Genomic DNA, 18,320 nt, shown 5'->3' with positions numbered 1-18,320 from the left:
CCGGGTGGGCCTTTTGACGGACGGCTCGTACCGACTTTCGTCGGGGGTGCGCGGTCACGGAGTGGGACCAGTCGTCACCGAACGGTGGTCGTCCGTTGGCTGGCGCCTGTGCCCGCGTTCAGTCGCGTCGAGGAGGGTGGCGTTGCGCCGGTCCCCCGACCGGTCAGGCCCCCTCACGTATCGGAGAGCAACCGCATGCTCACGACACACGCCCCCACCGAACGCACCCGCCGCGGCCTCCGCGCCGCGCTGACCGCCTCGGCGGTCGTCGCCCTCACCGCCTCCCTGACCGTGGCGATCGCCCCGGCCGTGGCGGCGCCCTCGGACGGCGGGGACGAGCCCGTCTACCGAGGTGCGATCGAGATCGTCCGCACCCCCGACGACGCCCCGGATACCCCGCTGCTCAACGGCACGGTGTTCGTCGACACCGACCGCGACGGCGTCAGCGGCGACGAACCCGGCCTCGCCGGGGTCGTGGTCACCAACGGCCGCGACGTGGTCCGGACCGATGACCAGGGCCGGTACCAGCTGCCCGCGTTCGACAACATGACGGTGTCGATTACGCAGCCGTCCGGCTACCAGGTGCCGCTGGACGAGTACAACGTCCCGCAGTTCCACTACAACCACCTGCCCGAGGGTTCCCCGGAGCTGCGCTACGGCGGTATCGAGCCCACCGGTCCGCTGCCGTCCGAGGTCAACTTCCCGCTCGTGGAGAGCGAGCTGACCGCCGCGGACACCCAGAGCTGCGTCATCGCCGGAGACCTCCAGACCTACGACAGACAGGAGATCGAGTACGCGCGCGCCGGGGCCATCAAGGACCTGTCCGAGCGCGACGACTACGCGGGCTGCGGGACGCTCTTCGTCGGCGACGTCGCCGGTGACGACCTGTCGCTCTACCCCGACATCAAGGAACTGGTCGCCGAGACCAACGGTCCGGCACGCTTCCTGCCCGGCAACCACGACCTCGACTTCGACGCGCCCGACGCGGCGCACTCCTTCGACACCTTCCGCGCGGCGCTGGCGCCCGCGTACTACTCCTACGAGGTCGGCGACGCGCACGTCGTTGCCCTGAACACCGTCGACTACCCGTGCACGGCGGCCGACGACAGTCCCGAGGGCATCGCGGCGCACTGCGACCCCGGGGGCTCCCCGGCCTACAACGGCCGGATCAGCGACGACCAGCTCACCTGGCTCGAACAGGACCTGGCCAACGTCGACGAGGACAAGCTGATCGTCGTGGCGGGCCACATCGGTCTGCTCAACTACGCCGACGAGGGCTCCCCGGTCCACCAGGTCGACCAGGTCACACGCGTGCACGAACTCCTCGAGGGCCGGGAGGCCGTGGCGGTGGCCGGACACAGCCACAGCATCGAGAACCTGAGGACCGGTGACGACGTCGAGGGCTGGCGCGAGCTGTTCGGGATCGAGGGACTGCCGTTCCCGCACATCACCGTGGGCGCGATCTCGGGCGACTGGTACTCGGGCGAGGTCGGTGAGGACGGCTACCCCACGGCCCTCGGTCGTGACGGCGGGCGTCCCGGTGTGGTGACCCTGGACATCGAGGGCAACCAGTTCGAGGAGCGCTACACCGTCACGGGGGAGCCCGACGAGGTGCAGACCCAGCTCGGCCTGAACAGCCCCACCTACCGCGAGTGGTTCACCGAACGCCGCGAGTGGAACGCCGACCCCGTCGGAGAGGCTCCCGAGCTCACGGAACCGCTGGTGGTCGACGCCGACGACTTGGCCGGGGGCACATGGCTGACCACCAATCTCTTCCTCGGCTCCACGGGCTCCACCGTGGAGGTCAGCCTCGACGGGGCACCCGCCGCAGAGGCCGAGCGCACCCAGCAGCTCCAGGGTGAGGCCGTCAACGTCGGTGTGGAGTACTCCGACCCCCACGCCGTCTCCCAGCAGCTGGTCCACGGCGGCAGCCTCGCTGACCGCACCATGCACCTGTGGCGCTTCGATCTGCCCGAGGACCTCGGAGCCGGTGCCCACACGGCGGAGGTCACCGCCACCGACGCCCACGGACGTTCGTTCACCGACACCCTGGAGTTCGAGGTCGTGAAGTAGCCCCGGACGAAGAGAGGAGGGCCGACGCGTCCGCGTCGGCCCTCCCGTGTCCCTAGTGGCGGTCGACCAGGAGTTGTCCGTCAGCGGGCTGCTCGCCAGCCAGCCCGCCGCCGTAGTTGGCCTCGACCCGAGACCGCTCGGAGGCGTTGGGCTGGGCGTTGGTGCAGTCCACACCGCCCGTGGAGCCCGACATCAGGGACGAGCAGGGGCCGGGCTTGGCGTCGGGCAGGCCCAGGCTGTGGCCGAGTTCGTGGGCGGCGATCCGCAGCGGGTCGTGGCCCTCGGCGGTGCCCTGACGGCCCATCCACACGGTGACCTGACCGCCCGGACGCACGGGTCCGAGGTGGGCGCGCGGCCAGCCGTCGTCGGCGATGACGCGGATCTCGGCGCGCTGCCCTGAGGGGGCGGGCTCGAGGCGGACGTTGTCGACGCTGGAGTTCCACACGTCCACCGCCGAGGCGACGACCGAGGTGAACTCGGCGGCCTGGCTGGAGTCGTAGTAGAGGACGGTCGGGTTCTGCTGGAGGGACGGCTCGGAGTGCGCCGCGCTCGCCGGTGCGGTGCCCACCAGCGTGAGTGCCAGTGCGCTCAGCGCGACCAGGAGGGGTGTCAGGACGCGTCTCAGCATGGGGTCTCCCTGGGGTGAGGGTGCTGATGATCTTCGTGACCCGGTGGGGTCGCGGTGATGCTATGTGTGGCGACCCATCGCCACAAGGAGGGCTGAACGCTAAGATTCCGCAGCGCCTCCCCGGGCGGCGGGCTCAGGAGCCCGCCGTGTCCAGGTGGGTCACGAGGTCGTCCAGGCGCGCCGTCACCACTTCCGGCTCCAGCTCTGGGGTCGCGGGGATTCCGGGCAGCCGAGCGAGGGGAATCCAGGCCAAACCCCTGGCACTCGGCGGCGGACCGGCGTTACCGTGCCGGGATGACTGACGTTGAACCGGCACCAGAGCCCCACGACCCGTCCTCGCCGTCCCCGGTGTGGGACGCCGAGATGGCGCGGTCCTATGACACCCCGGGCGAGGGGATGTTCGCTCCCGAGCAGGTCGATCCGGCGGTGGCGAGGCTGGCCGAGCTCGCCGGGAACGGCGCCGCACTGGAGTTCGCGGTCGGAACCGGAAGGATCGCCGTCCCCCTGGTCGCCAGGGGCGTCCCGGTCACCGGCGTCGAGCTGTCCGGGGCGATGGTCGACCGGCTGCGTAGCAGGGCCGACGAGGCCACCATCCCCGTGGTGATCGGCGACATGGCCACCACCCGGGTGCCCGGCGACTTCACCCTGGTGTACCTGGTCTACAACACGATCTCCAACCTCCTCACGCAGGCCGAACAGGTCCGGTGCTTCCGCAACGCCGCCAGTCACCTGGGGCCCGGCGGGCGGTTTGTCGTGGAACTGGGCGTGCCCAGCCTGCGGCGGCTCCCTCCCGGCCAGGAGGGGCTGGTGTTCGCCCACGGCGACGGCTACGTGGGGCTGGACACCTTCGACCTCGAACACCAGCACCTGGTCTCGCACCACATCAGGTTCGAGAAGGGAGGCGAACCCAGCGTGATCCGGGTGAAGCAGCGCTACGTGTGGCCGTCCGAGCTGGACCTCATGGCGCAGATGGCCGGCTTCGAGCTGGAGTCCCGGCACGCGGACTGGAAGGGCGCCCCGTTCACCGGCGACTCCGGCTCCCACGTGTCCATCTACCGGCTGCCTGAGCAGGACTGAGCCACGAGGAGCGGTCACACGTCGCGGCAAACGAAGCGGAGGGCCCGGGCTGTGGTGGCCCGGGCCCGGACGCCGGTCACCTGTGCGTCCAGCCCGCCTCCGGGCCGTGGGTGCGGGTGCGCCCCCCGGGGGGCGCACCCGCACGTCCGGTTCTGTGATCCCCGGACCCTCTGAGATCGGGTTGTCCACAGCCGGAGGAGACCCACTTGTGGCCACCTGCGCCGCCTCGCAGACTGGGAGGACAACCCCTCCTCCCACCCGCCGAGCAGTAGGGACGGCCATGCCGGAATCCATCTTCGCCACGCACGCCTGCCTCGACTCCCTCGTCCTCTACACCACCCGCGCAGAAGAGTGCCGGGACTTCTACAACGCGCTCGGCCTGGCCTTCGGAGAGGAGTCCGACCCCGTCCGGGACGGGCCGAGCCGCTACACCAGTCGGCTCCCTCTCGGGCCCGTCCTGGAGATCCGCCCGGCCCCCGACGGACACGGGGCCAGCGACCTCCGGCTGAGCCTGGCCCTGGACGTCACCGAGACCGACCCTCCGCTCTCCCGTGGGGAACACCTGCTGATCGATCCCGACGGCCGGAGGGTCGACGTCACCGTCCTGTGAACCCCGTCATCCCTGGGTGAGCTTCATGGACACGTACGCGTGGAACCCGCTCCACCGGGAGCGGCCGACGTCGCGCCGCTTGTACTCGCGGAAACCGAGGTGCTCGTAGAGCCCGAGGGCGGGCGTGTTGGTGTCCTTGATGTCCTCCAGTGTGTACTCGTTGTATCCGGGCAGGGCGAGGAGGTGATGGAGTACGGCCTTGGCGGCGCCCCGCCCCCGGAAGCGCCGGGCGCTGGCGACGAAGCCGATCTCGGCGCGGCCGGGTCCGGACCCGGCGGAGCCTCCCTGGAAGTGCGTCCGGAACACCCGGTCCGCGATGGTCCCCTTGACCAGGCCCAGGTGCCCGCGCAGCGTGCGGGCGTCGTGGTCGATCGCCTCCTGCCCGACCTCGGTGAGACTGGCCAGCGCCGCGGGTCGCCCGTCGACCAGCGCCACGTGGAAGCGCTCCAGCACCAGCATGTGCTCCACGGCCCCGGCGAGCCGCGCCGGGTCCTTGGCGAAGTACGCCAGGTCCTCCCCGAAGCCCTCGACGAACACCTCCGCGATCGCCCTCCGGTACCCCTCGCCCAGGGCGTCGCCGCGCCTGACCTCGATCACCACCGGTTCCCCGGTACCGTCACCCATCGTTTCCCTCCTTGAGGAGCAGACCCATCACCGTGGACGTACTCGGCAGCACACACCGCTCACCCAGGGCCGAACGCATCGTCACCAGACCGTCCAACAGGGCGAAGTAGCACGACGCCAACTCGTCGGCGGGGCCCTCACGCAGCGCGCCGCGCGCCTGACCGCGTTCCATGAGCTCCACGGCCGCGCGGAGCAGTTCCGCGTTGCGGGTGACCAGCTCGCCGACCGCCGACGGTGCGTCCTCCTCCGGGGAGTTCCCCTGCGTGAACGCCTGGTGCATGAGCTGGAAGAACTCGACGAAGTCACCGGTCCCGGCCAGGTCCGACAGAAACTCGTCGGTGAAGGTCCGCAGGGAGTCCACGGGGGACTCCGAGCCCCGGAACAGCTCCGCGACGGCGCCCATCCCCGTCGCGGCCTCGGCGACCAGCTCCTCGAACAGCTCCTCCTTGGTGCTGAAGTGCCGGTAGATGGAGCCGGTGCTGATGCCCGCCTCCTCCGCGATCTGACGCATGTTCACCGCGGCGAACCCCTGACGTGCGAACAGCCGCACGGCGGCGGACCGCACCCGCTCCCGGGTGGCGGCGCGCATCGCCTCGTGCTGCTCCGGACTCCGTGGCATCGGGCCCTCAGCTTCCGACTTTTTGAATGAACATCTGTTCATTCTATTCGGATCGGAGCTGACCGCAAGACCGACCCCGCGACCTGGGCCCCGCCCTCCCGGCCCGCCGACCCCGGCGCCGATACCATCGGCCTCCACCGCACCCAGCCTCGACCGGGGGAGACTCATGACCAGGACGATCCGACGCGCAGTGATCCCCGCGGCCGGCATGGGATCGCGGCTCCTGCCACTCACCAAGGCCACCCCCAAGGAGATGCTCCCCGTCGGTGACAAGCCCGTCATCGAACACACCGTCCGCGAACTCGTGGCCTCCGGCATCACCGACATCACGATCGTCGTCTCCAGCGGCAAGACCCTCATCCAGGACCACTTCCGCCCCGACTCCGCCTTGGTCGAGCGTCTGCGCGGCGACGGGAAGGAGGAGTACGCCGACGCCGTCGAGGAGGTCGCCGAACTGGCCCGCCTGGGACACATCACCTACCTGGACCAACACGGTCCCTACGGCAACGGGACACCGGTGCTCAACGCCTACCGGGACGCCCGCGACGAACCGGCGCTCGTCCTGTGGCCCGACGACGTCTTCGTCGCCGACGTCCCCCGCGCACAACAGCTCGTGAGTGCTTATGAGCGCACCGGCCACCCCGTGCTCGCCCTCATGCCCATGGAGCGCGAGGAATCGCGCCGCTATGGGGTGCCCCGGGTCGCGGAGGACCTGTCCGACGGACTCCTGCGCATCGACGGACTGGTGGAGAAGCCCAAGCCCGAGGACGCCCCCTCCGCCTACGCGGCCATCGGCGGCTACGTGATCACCCCCGACATCGTCGACCAGCTGCGTGCCCAGACCGAGCGCTGGTACACGCACCGCACCGGCGAGATCTACCTGACCGACGCCATCAACGCCCACGCCGCCGACCACCCCGTCTACGGACAGGTCATCCAGGGACGCTGGTACGACACCGGCAATCCCGCCGACTACCTGGTCGCCCAGTTCGCCTCCGCCCTGGCCCACCCCGAGTACGGTCCGCTCCTGCGCCGCCTCGCCACCCGCCCCGAAACCCCCTGACCCCGGGGCGGCGACCGGAAGCGGCCACGGCCCGACGGCGGGGCCCCCACCGGACGTCGGCCCCCTAGGATCGTCGGAGGCCATGACCACGCGACGCGCTCGCGCGAACCCACCCCCCCAGGAGGCCAGCGGTGCCGGATCACCACCGAAACGACCTGTCGGGACACGCGGACGCCGTGGTCCAGGCCAGGAGTATCGGCAGTGTCCACTTCGGAGAGCCCCGGCCGCCCGCACCACCCCACCAGGCGCCCTCCGCCGACCGCAGGTTCACCAACCGGGTGGACGACCTCGTCCGGCTGGACGCCCTCGCGGCTGAGGTCAGGCGCGAACGCCGTGGCGCGCTGGCCCTGCTCCTGGGGGAGTCCGGGATCGGCAAGAGCGTCACCCTCGCCGAGGCCAGCGCCCGCCTGTCGGACCGGTTCGAGGACGGCGTCCTGTATCGGGATCTCGACACCTGGCGCGACCGCGAGGGCAACCTCGACCTCACCGGGGTCCTGCGCGGCCTCCTCCAGGACCTCCACGTGCGGGACGTCGACGCGGAGAGCGACGTCAACGTCCTCATCGGTCGTCTGCGCGGCGTGACCGCGGGGAAGCACCTTCTGCTGCTCCTGGACGGCGCCGCCAGCGACACCGAGATCGATCACTTCTCCCTCGGGTCGGGCCCGCACCTGGTCGTGGCCGCCTGTGAGGAGGGCTTCGCCGGTGCGGCGGCCCGGATCGCCCGGGGAGCCGAAGCCCTCACACTGCGCTCCCTGGCAGAGGCCGACTCACTCCGCCTGTTCCGTTCGTTCCACGCTGTGGACCGACGCATGTCCCACCGCGACGAGTACGAGGCCGCCACCCGACTCGTCCGGCTCTGCGGCGGGCTGCCCTCGGCGATCCGCATGGCCGCCGGTCACGTGGACGCCCAGGGACTGAGCATCGCCGCTCTGGTCGACGCCGTGGTGGCCAGGCAGCGCTCGGCCGTCCCGCCGCTCGCGGGCGTGGACGCCGTCATCGACGTGGCCCTGTCCGGGCTCGGCGCGGACGAGCTGCGGCTCCTGGAGTTCCTCTCCGCGCATCCGGGGCGTTCCTTCCCCGACGAACTGGGGCACGCAGCGGTGGGGGAGAGGGCCCCGGCGGTCATGGGCAGGCTCGCCGACGCCAGCCTGCTCCACCCGGAGACCGGTGCTGGCAGGGGGATCGTCGAACTCGTCCGGGAACGGGTGCGTGAGGGCACCGGGGAGCGGTGGAGGTTCGACGCCGCCGCCGTCCTGCGGTTCTTCACCGTCACCCACCACCTGGCCGACCGGGCCAGCCTCGGTGAACGCCACCGCCTGGTGAACTCCCTGGACACCGCCGAACTCACCGTCGCCCCCGCCGACCACCGGCTGCCCTTCAGCCGCAGGAGTGAGGCGGCCGACTGGCAGGACCGGCACCTGGCACACGTGCCCGACCTCATGCGGTTGGCCCACGAACTCGACAACCCCGTCGCCGTGCTGGTCCTGGCCGACGCCGTGTGGCCCGCCTGCCACGGTAGGCGCCGCCTGGAGATCGGCACCCGCGTCTACGGGCACGCCCTGGACGTGGCGCGTCAGAGCGGTCACCGCGGCGCCGTCGCCCGCTGCGCGGTGTACCTGGCCCGCATCCACTGCGAGCTGGGTCAGGGGGAACGCGCCGCCGCGCTGGTGGCCGAGGCCGCTCGGGCAGCGGAGGGGGCCGAACCGGACCTGGCCGTGGTGCTGGAGACCCAGGGGCTCCTCACGGGACGCTTCCCCGAGCTGGAGGGCAGGGCCGGTCCGGGGTCGGAGCAGAGCCCGGAGGAACTGCTCACCCGGTCACGCGACATCCACCGGCGAGCCGGACGCCCGCGCGGTGACGCCCTCCAGACCTACCAGCTGGGGGAGCAGGCCCGGCGCCGGGGCGACGCGTCCCTCGCCGAGTCCGAACTCCGTGAGGCCGAGCGGATCGCCGACCACCGGCTGGCCGAGCTCTCCCGTGACAGGGGAGAACGTGAGACGGACTGGGCGATCCACGACTGGGAGCTGCTGCGGGCCCGGGTGCGACTGGCACTGGCCCGCGCCCTGACCGACCTGAACCGCCTCGACGAGGCCGAGGCCAGGGCCGACGCGGCCAGGATCGTCTTCGAGGAACTGGCCGAACCGGTCAAGCAGGTCCAGGCGGCGCGGATCCTGGCCGGTGTCGCGGAGCGCCGGGGGGAGAGGGCCCAGGCCCGTACCCGGCTGGCCTGGGCGCTGAGGATCACCGAGTACTACCACCTGGACGGCGTCGCAGGCCTGATCTCCGGGGATCTCCAGCGCCTCACGACGGCGCGGGACTGATTCCGCGTCCCACCCCGGTCACTGCGGGGCCACCTCAGCCTCCCCTAGAAAGCACAGATCTCGCGGGGGGGGGTAGCCCCGTAGGTGCACGGTGCGCTCGCCCAGACGGACCCGGACCCGGTGGTGCCAGCGGTGCCACGGCAGTCCCTCGCGGGCCCAACCCACGGCGGCGGCCGCGACGATCGACGCGTCCACCCGTGGGCGGGCGCCGTCCGCGTGGACGCGCATCGCGGCCCCGGAACGGTGCAACAGCAGCACGGACCCCTCACCGAGCGCGGCGACCGCCAGCAGGGCCTTCGGATGCGTGTCGACCCGTTCCTTCAACCAGGACACCGCCTCCTCCTCGGTATGGCCCCGCCGGTTGGACCACGCGTCGGCCGAGCCCCAGCGGGGCATCACCGCGTCCTCGGCGTCCACGACCAGGGGGCGCACGGCCGACCTGCCCGACCGCGGCAGCGGAGCGCCGGCGGGATAGCGCCTCAGCCGAACGTCGGTCCCACTCGTGTCCGGCTCCGGGAGATCCCACGCGGCCGGATCCACCCGAAGGTCCACCCGCCACGCGGTCACGTCGTCCGGGGCGTCGGGCAGGTCCGGCAGCGGCCGGTAGTACGCGGCGCGCTCCGGCTCGGGCAGTGCGAGCAGGGAGTACAGCAGGGACCGCAGTCGTGGAGCGGACTCGGCGTGGTTCTCCATGAGCAGGTCGGCGACCGGCGGCACCGGCGTGCGCACGACCCGCTCCACCTGTTCGGCGATCCCGCCCCGGGTGAGCCTCGGCATCGCCGCGCCGAACTCCAACAGGGGTGAGCGAGGGTCCAGGTCCCCGGTCGAGAAGGCGGCGAGCAGGACCGGCCGCCCCAGTGACGCGGCGTAGTAGGTCACCGAACCCACGTCACCGACGACGAGGTCGGCGGCCACCAGCGCCGCCCGCCACCCCTCGGCCGGGGGAATCAGGACCAGCCCCGCCTCGATCTCGTCGGCTAACCACAGCTCCAGCTGGGCCCGGCCGTGCTGACTCCACACGTTGGGATGCGCGACCAGCGCCACCCGGTAGTCGTCACAGGGCAGTTCGGACAGCAGCCTGCGCAGCACCTCACGCTGCGAACCCAGTAGCGAACCCTGGTTCCAGGTGGAGGAGACCACCACCAGCCGACGCCCGCCCAGGCGCAGGGCGGTCCGGTAGCGGTCACGGCGCCCCAGAGCGGCGAGCATCCGGTCGAAGGCCGGGTCCCCCACGACCGCGCCGCGCCCCTGGGCCTGCGGACACGACTCGTGGAGGCGCGCCTCCTGCTCCCGGTGGGCCAGCACGAAGCGGTCGGCGATCAGCCGTCCCTCGTGTACGAGTTCGGACCCGTCCAGCCCGGAGGCGCTCGACAACGACCCCGGGTGTGAGCCCACGAGCCGGTTGTGCCCGGCACCGTGCGGCATGAGTACGAGGGGCGCGGCGATCCGGTGCAGGCCCCCCTTGGTGCTGGCGGCCAGGGCCAGATCGAACCCGCCCGACCGCGCGACCGCCGTCTCCCAGGGCAGGGAGTCGACACCGGCGGCGCGGAGCATGGGCGCGATCCCGGCCTCGGAGGCCGAGCCGGGGGTGACCGTGAAGGTCAGGCCCACCCGGTCGTCGCCCAACAGCCCGGCCACGTCCAGCAGCCGCCCGGCGGCAGGGACACTGCGCACGACCGCCAACACCTTGCGGTCGGGGGTGATGGTGGCCCACGCGTCGGTTGGGTGCTTCATGCCAGGGGTTCTCTAGTCGTCGCGCCCGGATGGTCCCGGTTCGGCAGGTCAGCCTACGGGAACCCGGTCCCACCCCCGAAACCCGTCGTCGCTCCGGGAGTGGTTGGCCGACTGGGCGGACCTGGCCGTCGACAACACCGACCTCAGCCCGTCCCGGGTGGCCGACCGGGTGCTCCGACGGTTCCCCGAGCTCACCCGGAACCCGACCTGACCCGACCGGCCCCGGAGAACCGTCCGACCAGGGCGTCGATCACCAGGAAGACCAGCAGCGAGACCCCGAGCATGGGCAGGGCCAGGCCGACAGCGGCGCAACACAGCACGACCGCGACCCTCAGGGGCCAGGAGAGCGCGAGGAACGAACCGCGCGGATACGGCCTGCCCAGGGCCCACGCCCCGGCCCGCGCGGGCCTGCGCCGCCACCACATGCGGTAGCCGAGGACGATCACTGTGAGCAGCCCACCGCAGACCGCCGTGAGGACGAGCTGGTTGGGCACGCCGAACAGCAGCCCCATGTGGGCGTCCACTCCCCATCGGCTCAGTTTGGCCATCAGGGGGTGGTCCTCGAAGCGGACGACGTCGACGACCTCGCCGGTGTCCTGGGCGACGGCGACGGAGTCCGCCTGGGTCGGCCACGAACGTTCGAGCTGGGTGACCACGTACGGAGAGGTGTGGTCTGTGGGCAGGTCGACGGTGAGGCGCCCGTCGAGCCCGGCCTCCCGGGCACTGGCCAGGACCGCGTCCGGGCCGACGTCCACCCCTGGGCTGGCTGAGGGTGTCTGCGTGGACACCGCCGGGGTGGTCCACGACATCCGCTCCCGTAGCTCGGAGACGTTCGCCCCCGCGTATTGGGACCAGGTCAGCCCGGTGGCGGACAGGAACAGTAGCACCAGGAGGATCCACGCCCCCGTGGTGGCGTGCAGGGAGACCGAGCGCGCCCGTTCTCCGCGCTGGCGCCCGCGCCGCCGCCGGGCCACCCACAGCGCCAGCCCGCCCAGGGCGACCACCCCGAGCCAGCTCGCCGCGAGTTCGCTGTACAGCCGCCCGACCTCACCCAGGTGCAGCTGCCGGTGGAGCAGGTCGATCCAGGTGCGGACCGGCAGCGCGCCGCTGGTCCCGTAGCTCTCGGACACCCCCAGGACCTCGCCCGCGTGGGGGTCGACGAACACGGTCGTGCGCGCCCCGGTGCCGCTCTCGGCCAGGTCCATCAGCACCCAGGTGGAGTCCTCCGGGGTGGTGGCCGGGCGTATCGAGTGCACGTTGGCGTCGGGCACCTCGGCCCGGGCGATCCGTACCTGTTCGGCCAGGGGAAGCGACTCCTCCGCGGCGGGCACCCTCAGCTGGTCGGCGTACAGCACCTGTTCGACCTGGGGCGTCCACACGTACAGCAGCCCGGAGACGGTCGCCACCAGGAGGAAGGGCGCGACCAGCACGCCGGCGTAGAAGTGCAGCCGCAGCACGAGCGGCCTGAGCTGGGCCCACACGCCCGGCTTCGGCGGGGGTGCCCCGTCCTCGGTCACGGGCCTCGTGGTCACCGGTTCCATGGGTCTCCTCTGGCGTCGCCGTCCCGGTCGACACTGATGTCGTCCGGCGGGCCCGAGGAGTTCCCGGCGGACGGGAATTCGTTGCCGGAAACGCGTGGGACACGCGGATCGCGCGCCCGGTCTCGCTTCGCTGCCATCGCCCCGTACCTCCTACCGCTGGGGAGGTACGGGGCGAAAGCCCACGCCCGGCGGTCCCGTCCTGCCGGTATCACCCGGCCAGGTGGGCGCGCAGGGCGTCTGCCGTCGCACCCCTTCCAGCGGCGGCCATCCGGGCCGGCGTCCCCTCGAACACCACGCGCCCGCCCTCGCCGCCCGCGCCTGGACCCAGGTCCACCACGTGGTCGGCCGCGGCCACCACGTCCATCCGGTGCTCGACGACCACCACCGTCGCTCCCTCGTCAACCATGCGGTCGAACAGCGCGACGAGCCCGGCCACGTCACCGCCGTGCAGGCCGGTGGTGGGTTCGTCCAGCACGTACAGCCGCGCGGGCTCCGCCAGCTCGCGGGCCAGCCGGAGGCGCTGGCGCTCTCCACCCGAGAGCGTGTCCAGTGACTGCCCCAGGCGCAGGTAGCCCAGTCCGACCCGCTCCATCCGGTCCAGCGCCTCGGACACGGGCCCCTCGAAGACCTCCCGGGCACGCGCCGCCGTCATCGACAGCACCTCGGCGATCGTGCGCCCGCCGAGGGTGTACGACAGCGCCCGGTCGTTGAACCGCAGTCCGCCGCAGCGCTCGCACACCGTCTCGACGTCGTCGAGGAAGGCGAGGTCGGTGACGATCACGCCGCGCCCCCGGCACGTGGGGCAGGCGCCCGTGGAGTTGGCGCTGAACCACCCGGACGCCACCCCGTTGGCGCGGGCGAACAGCGTGCGCAGGGTGTCCTGGATCCCCAGGTAGGTCACCGGCGTGGACCGGGGACCGCCGTGCAGCGCGCCCTGGGTGAGCACCACCGCGTCCGGGCGGACCCGGGGCAGCTCCCCGTGCACGAGCGAGCTCTTGCCCGACCCCGCCACACCGGTCACCGCCGTCAGCACCCCGGTGGGAACGGACACGTCGATCCCGCGCAGGTTGTGCAGACGTGCGCCGAGCACCTCCACTGATCCGTCGGGGGTACGCGTGCGGGACCGCACCGAACGGGGCTGACGCAGGTAGCGGCCGGTGGGAGTGGCGGCGCGGCGCAGACCCTCCACGGTCCCCTCGTAGACGACGCGGCCGCCCTCGGTTCCGGCGCCCGGTCCGAGGTCCACCACGTGGTCGGCCACCGCGATCACGTCCGGGTCGTGTTCGACCACCAGCACCGTGTTGCCCTTGTCGCGCAGGCGCCGCAGCAGGCCGGTGAGCCGGTGCACGTCGGCGGGGTGCAGCCCGGAGCTCGGTTCGTCCAGCACGTAGGTCAGCCCGGTCAGGGCACCACCCAGGTGTCGCACGAGTCGCACCCGCTGGGCCTCGCCGCCGGACAGGGTGGCCGAGTGCCGGTCAAGACTGAGGTAGCCCAGCCCCACCTCCTCCAGGCCGCGCAGCCGTTCCAGCAGCGCGGCGGTCACCGGGGCCACGCGCGGATCGTCGACCTTCGCGATCTCGGGGGCGAGCCGGGACACCGGCAGGGCACACAGGTCGGCGATGTTGTGCCGACCGATCCGGCAGGCCAGCGCGGCCGGGTTCAGGCGTGCGCCGTCGCACTCGGGACAGGTTCCGCGCCACACCACCCGTTCCAGCTCGTCCCGGTCCGTCTGCTTGAGCTTGGCCACGTCCAGAAGGCTGCGGGTGATACGGGGGACCACTCCCTCGAACACTCCGGTCACCGGGAACTCCGGGTCCGGGTTCGGGGGCCTGACCCCCTCGGCGCGCAGGAGGAGGTCGCGTTCCTCGGCGGTGTAGCGGCCCACCGGCTTGCGGCGGTCGAACAGTCCCGCGTGCACGTAGCGCTTCCACCGCCAGGACCCCGGTGCGAAGGTGCGCAGCCGGATGGCCCCCTGGTCGAGGGAGAGGGTGTCGTCCAGGAGGGCGTCGGCGTCCACGCGCCGGACGGCGCCCAGACCCTCGCACTCCGGGCACATACCGCTGGGGTCGTTGAACGAGAACGCGGGGGAGTAACCCGCCCAGGGCCGACCGATCCGGGAGAACAGCAGACGCAGGAGCGGGGCGAGGTCGGTGGCGGTGCCCAGGGTCGAGCGCGCGTTGCCGCCGAACCGCCTCTGGTCCACGGCGAGGGTCACGGTGAGGTTCTCCAGCCGGTCCGCGTCGGGCACGCCCAGGTGGGCCATGCGGCTCCGGGTGAAACTGTCGTGGGCCTCGTTGAGCTGGCGCTGGGACTCCGCCGCGATGGTGCCGTACACCAGGGACGACTTACCCGACCCCGAAACCCCGGTGAACACGACGAGCCGTTCCCGGGGCAGGGTCAGGTCCACCCCTCTCAGGTTGTTCTCCCGGGCTCCGGTCACGGTGATCCCCGGCTTGGCGCGTGGTGTGGTGCTCATGCCGGCCACGGTAGGCGGGATTGTGGTCAGATTCCGGCCACAACTCGGCGGTGATCGGGAAGAATGCGAGCATGGCCGACACCAGTCAGCGCATGCTGCGCCTGCTCTCCCTGCTCCAGGACGGACGCGCCTGGTCCGGCGCCACTCTGACCGAGGCGCTGGGCACCAGTCCCCGGTCCATGCGGCGCGACATCGACCGTCTCCGCGAGCTCGGCTACCCGGTGGAGAGTCTGCGCGGCCCTGGCGGACACTACCGGCTCGTGGCGGGCAACGCCGTGCCGCCGCTGATGTTCGAGGACGACGAGGTGGTCACCGTTGCGCTCGGGCTGCGGATGGTCGCGGGAGGGCTCAGCGGTGTCCAGGACGCGGAGGAGGGAGCCGAGCGGGCCCTGGGCAAGATCGAACGGGTGCTCCCCTCCCGGCTGTCCCGGCGCGCCAGCACCCTGGCCTCCGCGGTGGACCCCGGCCGCAGCGTCTGGCCGGGGGCGCCGGTCGACCTGCTCACCGGCCTGGGTGAGGCGGTCGCCGCCGGGCACCGGATCAGGATGACCCACCGGGGCCGCGACGGACGGGAACTCCGCCGCCACGTGGACCCCTACCGGCTGCTCCTGTTGGGAAGGCGCTGGTACCTGTTCGCGTGGGACCGCGACCGCGAGGACTGGCGCTCCTTCCGGCTGGACCGGATCAGCGGCCTCACCCCGACCCGCGCCGCGTTCACCCCCAGGGAACTCCCGGCCGAGGACCTGGCCGCGTACCTGGAGGAGGGGTTCGGCGCGGGCCGCGCGCGGCACACCGTCACAGTGGTGTTCCATGCTCCCGCGGCGGAGGTGGCCGCCCGACTCACCCGGGTGGACGGCTCCCTGGAGGTGGTCGGTCCCGACCGCTGCCGGTACGCGGCCCGGGTGGACTCCTACGAGTGGATCGCCATTCTGTTGGCCCTGAGCGGACTGGACTTCACGGTGGAGGGACCGGAGGAGTTCCGGACCCACACCGCCGGACTCTCCGCCCGGCTCGGACGTGCGGTCACCTCCCGGGCTCCGTGACGCGACCCGCCCGGGAGGTCACGAAGCGGCCGGGACGAGGTGGAGGGTCGAGGCGCGGTGGCGGTCCACGGCCTCGCGGGAGTACAGCAGCGGGAAGTGGCGACCCCGCGCCCACAGGTCGGTGAGGTCGTCGCGGTGGGGGTCACGGGGGTCCCCGGACTGGCCGGGCGCGTTGACCGCCACGGACTCGTCCCAGGAACCGACGTCCACCACGATCCGGAAGGAGGCGCCGTGGTACTGGCGGCCCGAGGAGTCCGAGGCGGTGAGGTCGACGGTGTCCGCGCTGCCGGGCCGGGCCACCCGCCGCCCCCGCGCCCACAGCGGAGGGTCGGGGAGGGCGGCCAGCGGGTGGTCCAGCCGGGCGAAGTGGTGTTCACCCCAGTGCCAGGCCGGACCGGGCGGACCGAGGCGCTCAGCCAGGTCCCGGTGGGCCGCCCCGAGTGAGCGCGCCACCAGCGCGCGCCCCCGCTCGCTGAGGACCGCCTCCGCCAGCAGGCGCAGGCACACGCGCGGGTCGGCCGCCCGGTCCGGGTCGGGGGTGAGCGCCGCGACCGCCGCCTCGACGCGTTCGGGGCCGACCGTCCTCAGCAGGCGCTCGTGCAGCAGCGAGGGGCGCAGCCGGTGCGCGAACCAGTGCTCGAACAGGGTCGGCTGGGGCAGGTCGACCGCCATCGTCCCGTTCCAACCGCTGTCCCTCAGGAGTTCCAGCGCCTGGGCGGTCCCCGGGAAGGTGTCGGGAAGTCCGTCCAGCACGGTCAGGGCGGCACGTGCGACCGGGCTCACGTGGTCTCCCTGGAGGCGGCAGGTGTCCTCGATGGTCCAGTCGGCCCGTGCGGACAGCTCCTCGGCGATGCGTTCGTAGCGCAGCGGGGCCGCCCAGTCCCGGGTCACGGTGAACGGCGCCCACCCGGGCGCCCGGTGGGTGTTGTACTCGTTCGCGGAGGCGAACCACCCCTGTTCCGGCCGGTGTGCGGCGGGCAGGTCCCCTCCGGAGTGGAAGCCCGCCCACTCGTGGCTCCCGTCACCGGGCACGGGCAGTGAGCCGTCCCAGTTCGGGCGCACGGGTACCCGGCCCGCCGCGATCCAGCCGATCCCCTCCGCGTCGGCGTACACCTGGTTCTCGCCCGGCGCGCCCCACACCCGCAGGGCGTCGCGGAAGTCGCGGCCGTTGCGGGCCCGCATGTACTGCACGCTGCCCAGATAGGGGGCCATGCCCGGTTCCAGCCAGGCCGCGCGCACGGCGAAGGCGGCGTTGCGTTCGGGGTCGGAGCGCACGAGCGGTCCGTGCACGGTGAACTCCAGCCGTACCTCGCGGTCGGGCCCGCCGCGCACCGGCACGCGTTCGGTGACCGTCTCCAGAGCCCGCCAGCCGTCGCGGTGGCGGTACCGTCCGGGGTCGTCGGGGTGGAGCTCGTAGACGTACAGGTCCTCCTGGTCGATCGGGAAGATGGTGAGCCCGAAGGCGACGTGCCCGTTGTGCCCGATCGACACCCCGGGCAGGGCGGGCTCGCCCGCGCCGATCACGTCGAACTCCGGGCAGCTCAGATGGGTGAGGTAGCGCAACGCCGGATCGCCGACCGCCCGGTGCGGGTCGTTGGCCAGGATCGGGCGGCCGGTGGCGGTGCGCTCGGCGCCGATCACCCAGTTGTTGCTGCCGTCGGGTTCGTGCGCCGCGCGCGGCGGCGCCGCGCCGGACAGGTCCAGGGGCGCGCAGGCCAGCCGGTACACGTCCAGGACCTCGGGGTGCAGGACGTCCAGGTCCAGGCCCTCGGGCACGTGGAGCGGACCACCGGGTTCACGGACCGCGCGCAGGTCCTCGGCCTCGTGGCCGAGGTCGCGCAGGGTGAGGGCGCGGGCCAGTTCCTTCTCCACGTTGGCGTAGAGGCCGTGGGAGCGGACACGGGCCAGGTCCTCAGGGGCCCAGCGGTCGGGGGTGAACCCGAGTTCGGCGAACTCCGGTCCGAGCAGCCCGGGTTCGCGTGCGGTGAGGTCGACGTAGGCGTTGATCCCTGTGGTGAAGAGCTCGGCGATCCGGTGCACGCCCTCGCCGTAGGCGGACCACTCGGCCTCCATGTCGCCCCGGTAGAGGAAGAGGCGGGCCGCGCGGTCGCGCTCCAGGTACCGCTCGCCCAGGACCTCGGAGAGCAGGCCGAGGCCGCGGCGCCGCCACAGGTCGAGCTGGAACAGCCGGTCCCGCGCCGCGGTGAAGCCCTGGGCGACGAACGCGTCCTCGGCTCCGTGCGCGCGCACGTGCGGAACGCCCCAGCGGTCGTAGACCACCTCGACCGGCGAGGTGAGCCCGGCGACGACGTGGGTGTGTTCCATGGGGGCCTCTCAGGACGGGGCGCGGGCCGGGGGACGGCCACACGGGCGGCTAGCACGCTTCGTACCCTTCGAGCGCCCTTGTCACCGCGCGGAGTGGGAAGGACTCCGGTGGCGGCGACGGACGTGGGGCCGCACGGGGGAGGGGAACGAGGGGCGAGTGTGGCAACGCTCACGCGGGGGAGCGGT

The 18,320-nt window shown here is 72.5% G+C and carries 13 protein-coding genes; 6 read left to right on the top strand and 7 right to left on the bottom strand.

All coding sequences use genetic code 11. From position 1 onward, the window contains the following. Nucleotides 1-195 precede the first annotated feature (195 nt). Nucleotides 196-2,073: a calcineurin-like phosphoesterase family protein gene (locus tag BDW27_RS06645; RefSeq protein WP_233515658.1), complete on the top strand. Its 1,878-nt coding sequence runs from the start codon at nucleotides 196-198 to the stop codon at nucleotides 2,071-2,073. 52 nt (nucleotides 2,074-2,125) lie between these two features. On the opposite strand, the gene BDW27_RS06640 is transcribed toward BDW27_RS06645, so the two are convergent. After that, entirely contained in the window at nucleotides 2,126-2,701 is a 576-nt protein-coding gene (locus tag BDW27_RS06640; RefSeq protein ID WP_110048627.1) for a snapalysin family zinc-dependent metalloprotease, read from the bottom strand. Between the two features lie 363 nt (nucleotides 2,702-3,064). Between BDW27_RS06640 and BDW27_RS06635 the strand changes: the two genes are divergently transcribed. Then, nucleotides 3,065-3,778 carry a class I SAM-dependent methyltransferase gene (locus tag BDW27_RS06635; protein WP_199560581.1) on the top strand — a complete coding sequence of 238 codons (714 nt, stop codon included), beginning with the start codon at nucleotides 3,065-3,067 and terminating at the stop codon, nucleotides 3,776-3,778. Between the two features lie 280 nt (nucleotides 3,779-4,058). Next, nucleotides 4,059-4,388, top strand: a complete 330-nt coding sequence (locus tag BDW27_RS06630; protein ID WP_110048625.1) for a hypothetical protein — start codon at nucleotides 4,059-4,061, stop codon at nucleotides 4,386-4,388. A 6-nt stretch (nucleotides 4,389-4,394) separates the two neighbouring features. Here BDW27_RS06630 and BDW27_RS06625 read toward each other — a convergent pair whose 3' ends face one another. Together BDW27_RS06625 and BDW27_RS06620 are read right to left on the bottom strand one after the other, a co-directional pair. Beyond that, entirely contained in the window at nucleotides 4,395-5,012 is a 618-nt protein-coding gene (locus tag BDW27_RS06625) for a GNAT family N-acetyltransferase (RefSeq protein WP_110048624.1), read from the bottom strand. Continuing rightward, nucleotides 5,005-5,631: a TetR/AcrR family transcriptional regulator gene (locus BDW27_RS06620; RefSeq protein WP_233515657.1), complete on the bottom strand. Its 627-nt coding sequence runs from the start codon at nucleotides 5,629-5,631 to the stop codon at nucleotides 5,005-5,007. Before BDW27_RS06620 ends, BDW27_RS06625 begins: the two co-directional genes overlap by 8 nt. Before the next feature lie 166 nt (nucleotides 5,632-5,797). On the opposite strand from BDW27_RS06620, the gene BDW27_RS06615 reads away from it, so the two are divergent. Together BDW27_RS06615 and BDW27_RS06610 are read left to right on the top strand one after the other, a co-directional pair. Then, nucleotides 5,798-6,694, top strand: coding sequence for a UTP--glucose-1-phosphate uridylyltransferase (locus BDW27_RS06615; RefSeq protein ID WP_110048623.1), 897 nt, complete (start codon nucleotides 5,798-5,800; stop codon nucleotides 6,692-6,694). A 131-nt stretch (nucleotides 6,695-6,825) separates the two neighbouring features. Further along, a complete protein-coding gene (locus tag BDW27_RS06610) occupies nucleotides 6,826-9,015 on the top strand; it encodes an NB-ARC domain protein (RefSeq protein ID WP_110048622.1) in 2,190 nt (729 codons plus the stop codon). 18 nt (nucleotides 9,016-9,033) lie between these two features. Here BDW27_RS06610 and BDW27_RS06605 read toward each other — a convergent pair whose 3' ends face one another. The 3 genes from BDW27_RS06605 to BDW27_RS06595 form a co-directional block, all read right to left on the bottom strand. Next, nucleotides 9,034-10,749 (bottom strand): translation initiation factor IF-2, encoded by a 1,716-nt coding sequence (locus tag BDW27_RS06605; protein WP_110048621.1) that lies wholly within the window; start codon nucleotides 10,747-10,749, stop codon nucleotides 9,034-9,036. A 191-nt stretch (nucleotides 10,750-10,940) separates the two neighbouring features. Beyond that, nucleotides 10,941-12,290, bottom strand: a complete 1,350-nt coding sequence (locus BDW27_RS06600; RefSeq protein ID WP_199560561.1) for a PepSY domain-containing protein — start codon at nucleotides 12,288-12,290, stop codon at nucleotides 10,941-10,943. 208 nt (nucleotides 12,291-12,498) lie between these two features. Beyond that, entirely contained in the window at nucleotides 12,499-14,766 is a 2,268-nt protein-coding gene (locus tag BDW27_RS06595) for an ATP-binding cassette domain-containing protein (protein ID WP_199560560.1), read from the bottom strand. A 71-nt stretch (nucleotides 14,767-14,837) separates the two neighbouring features. On the opposite strand from BDW27_RS06595, the gene BDW27_RS06590 reads away from it, so the two are divergent. Further along, nucleotides 14,838-15,809 (top strand): YafY family protein, encoded by a 972-nt coding sequence (locus BDW27_RS06590; RefSeq protein ID WP_017543521.1) that lies wholly within the window; start codon nucleotides 14,838-14,840, stop codon nucleotides 15,807-15,809. 18 nt (nucleotides 15,810-15,827) lie between these two features. Here BDW27_RS06590 and BDW27_RS06585 read toward each other — a convergent pair whose 3' ends face one another. Continuing rightward, nucleotides 15,828-18,134, bottom strand: coding sequence for a penicillin acylase family protein (locus BDW27_RS06585; RefSeq protein ID WP_110048620.1), 2,307 nt, complete (start codon nucleotides 18,132-18,134; stop codon nucleotides 15,828-15,830). Nucleotides 18,135-18,320 lie beyond the last annotated feature (186 nt).

Source organism: Nocardiopsis sp. L17-MgMaSL7 (genome assembly GCF_003182025.1).
GTDB lineage: Bacteria > Actinomycetota > Actinomycetes > Streptosporangiales > Streptosporangiaceae > Nocardiopsis > Nocardiopsis prasina.
This window is presented reverse-complemented; position numbering and strand designations above follow the sequence as displayed.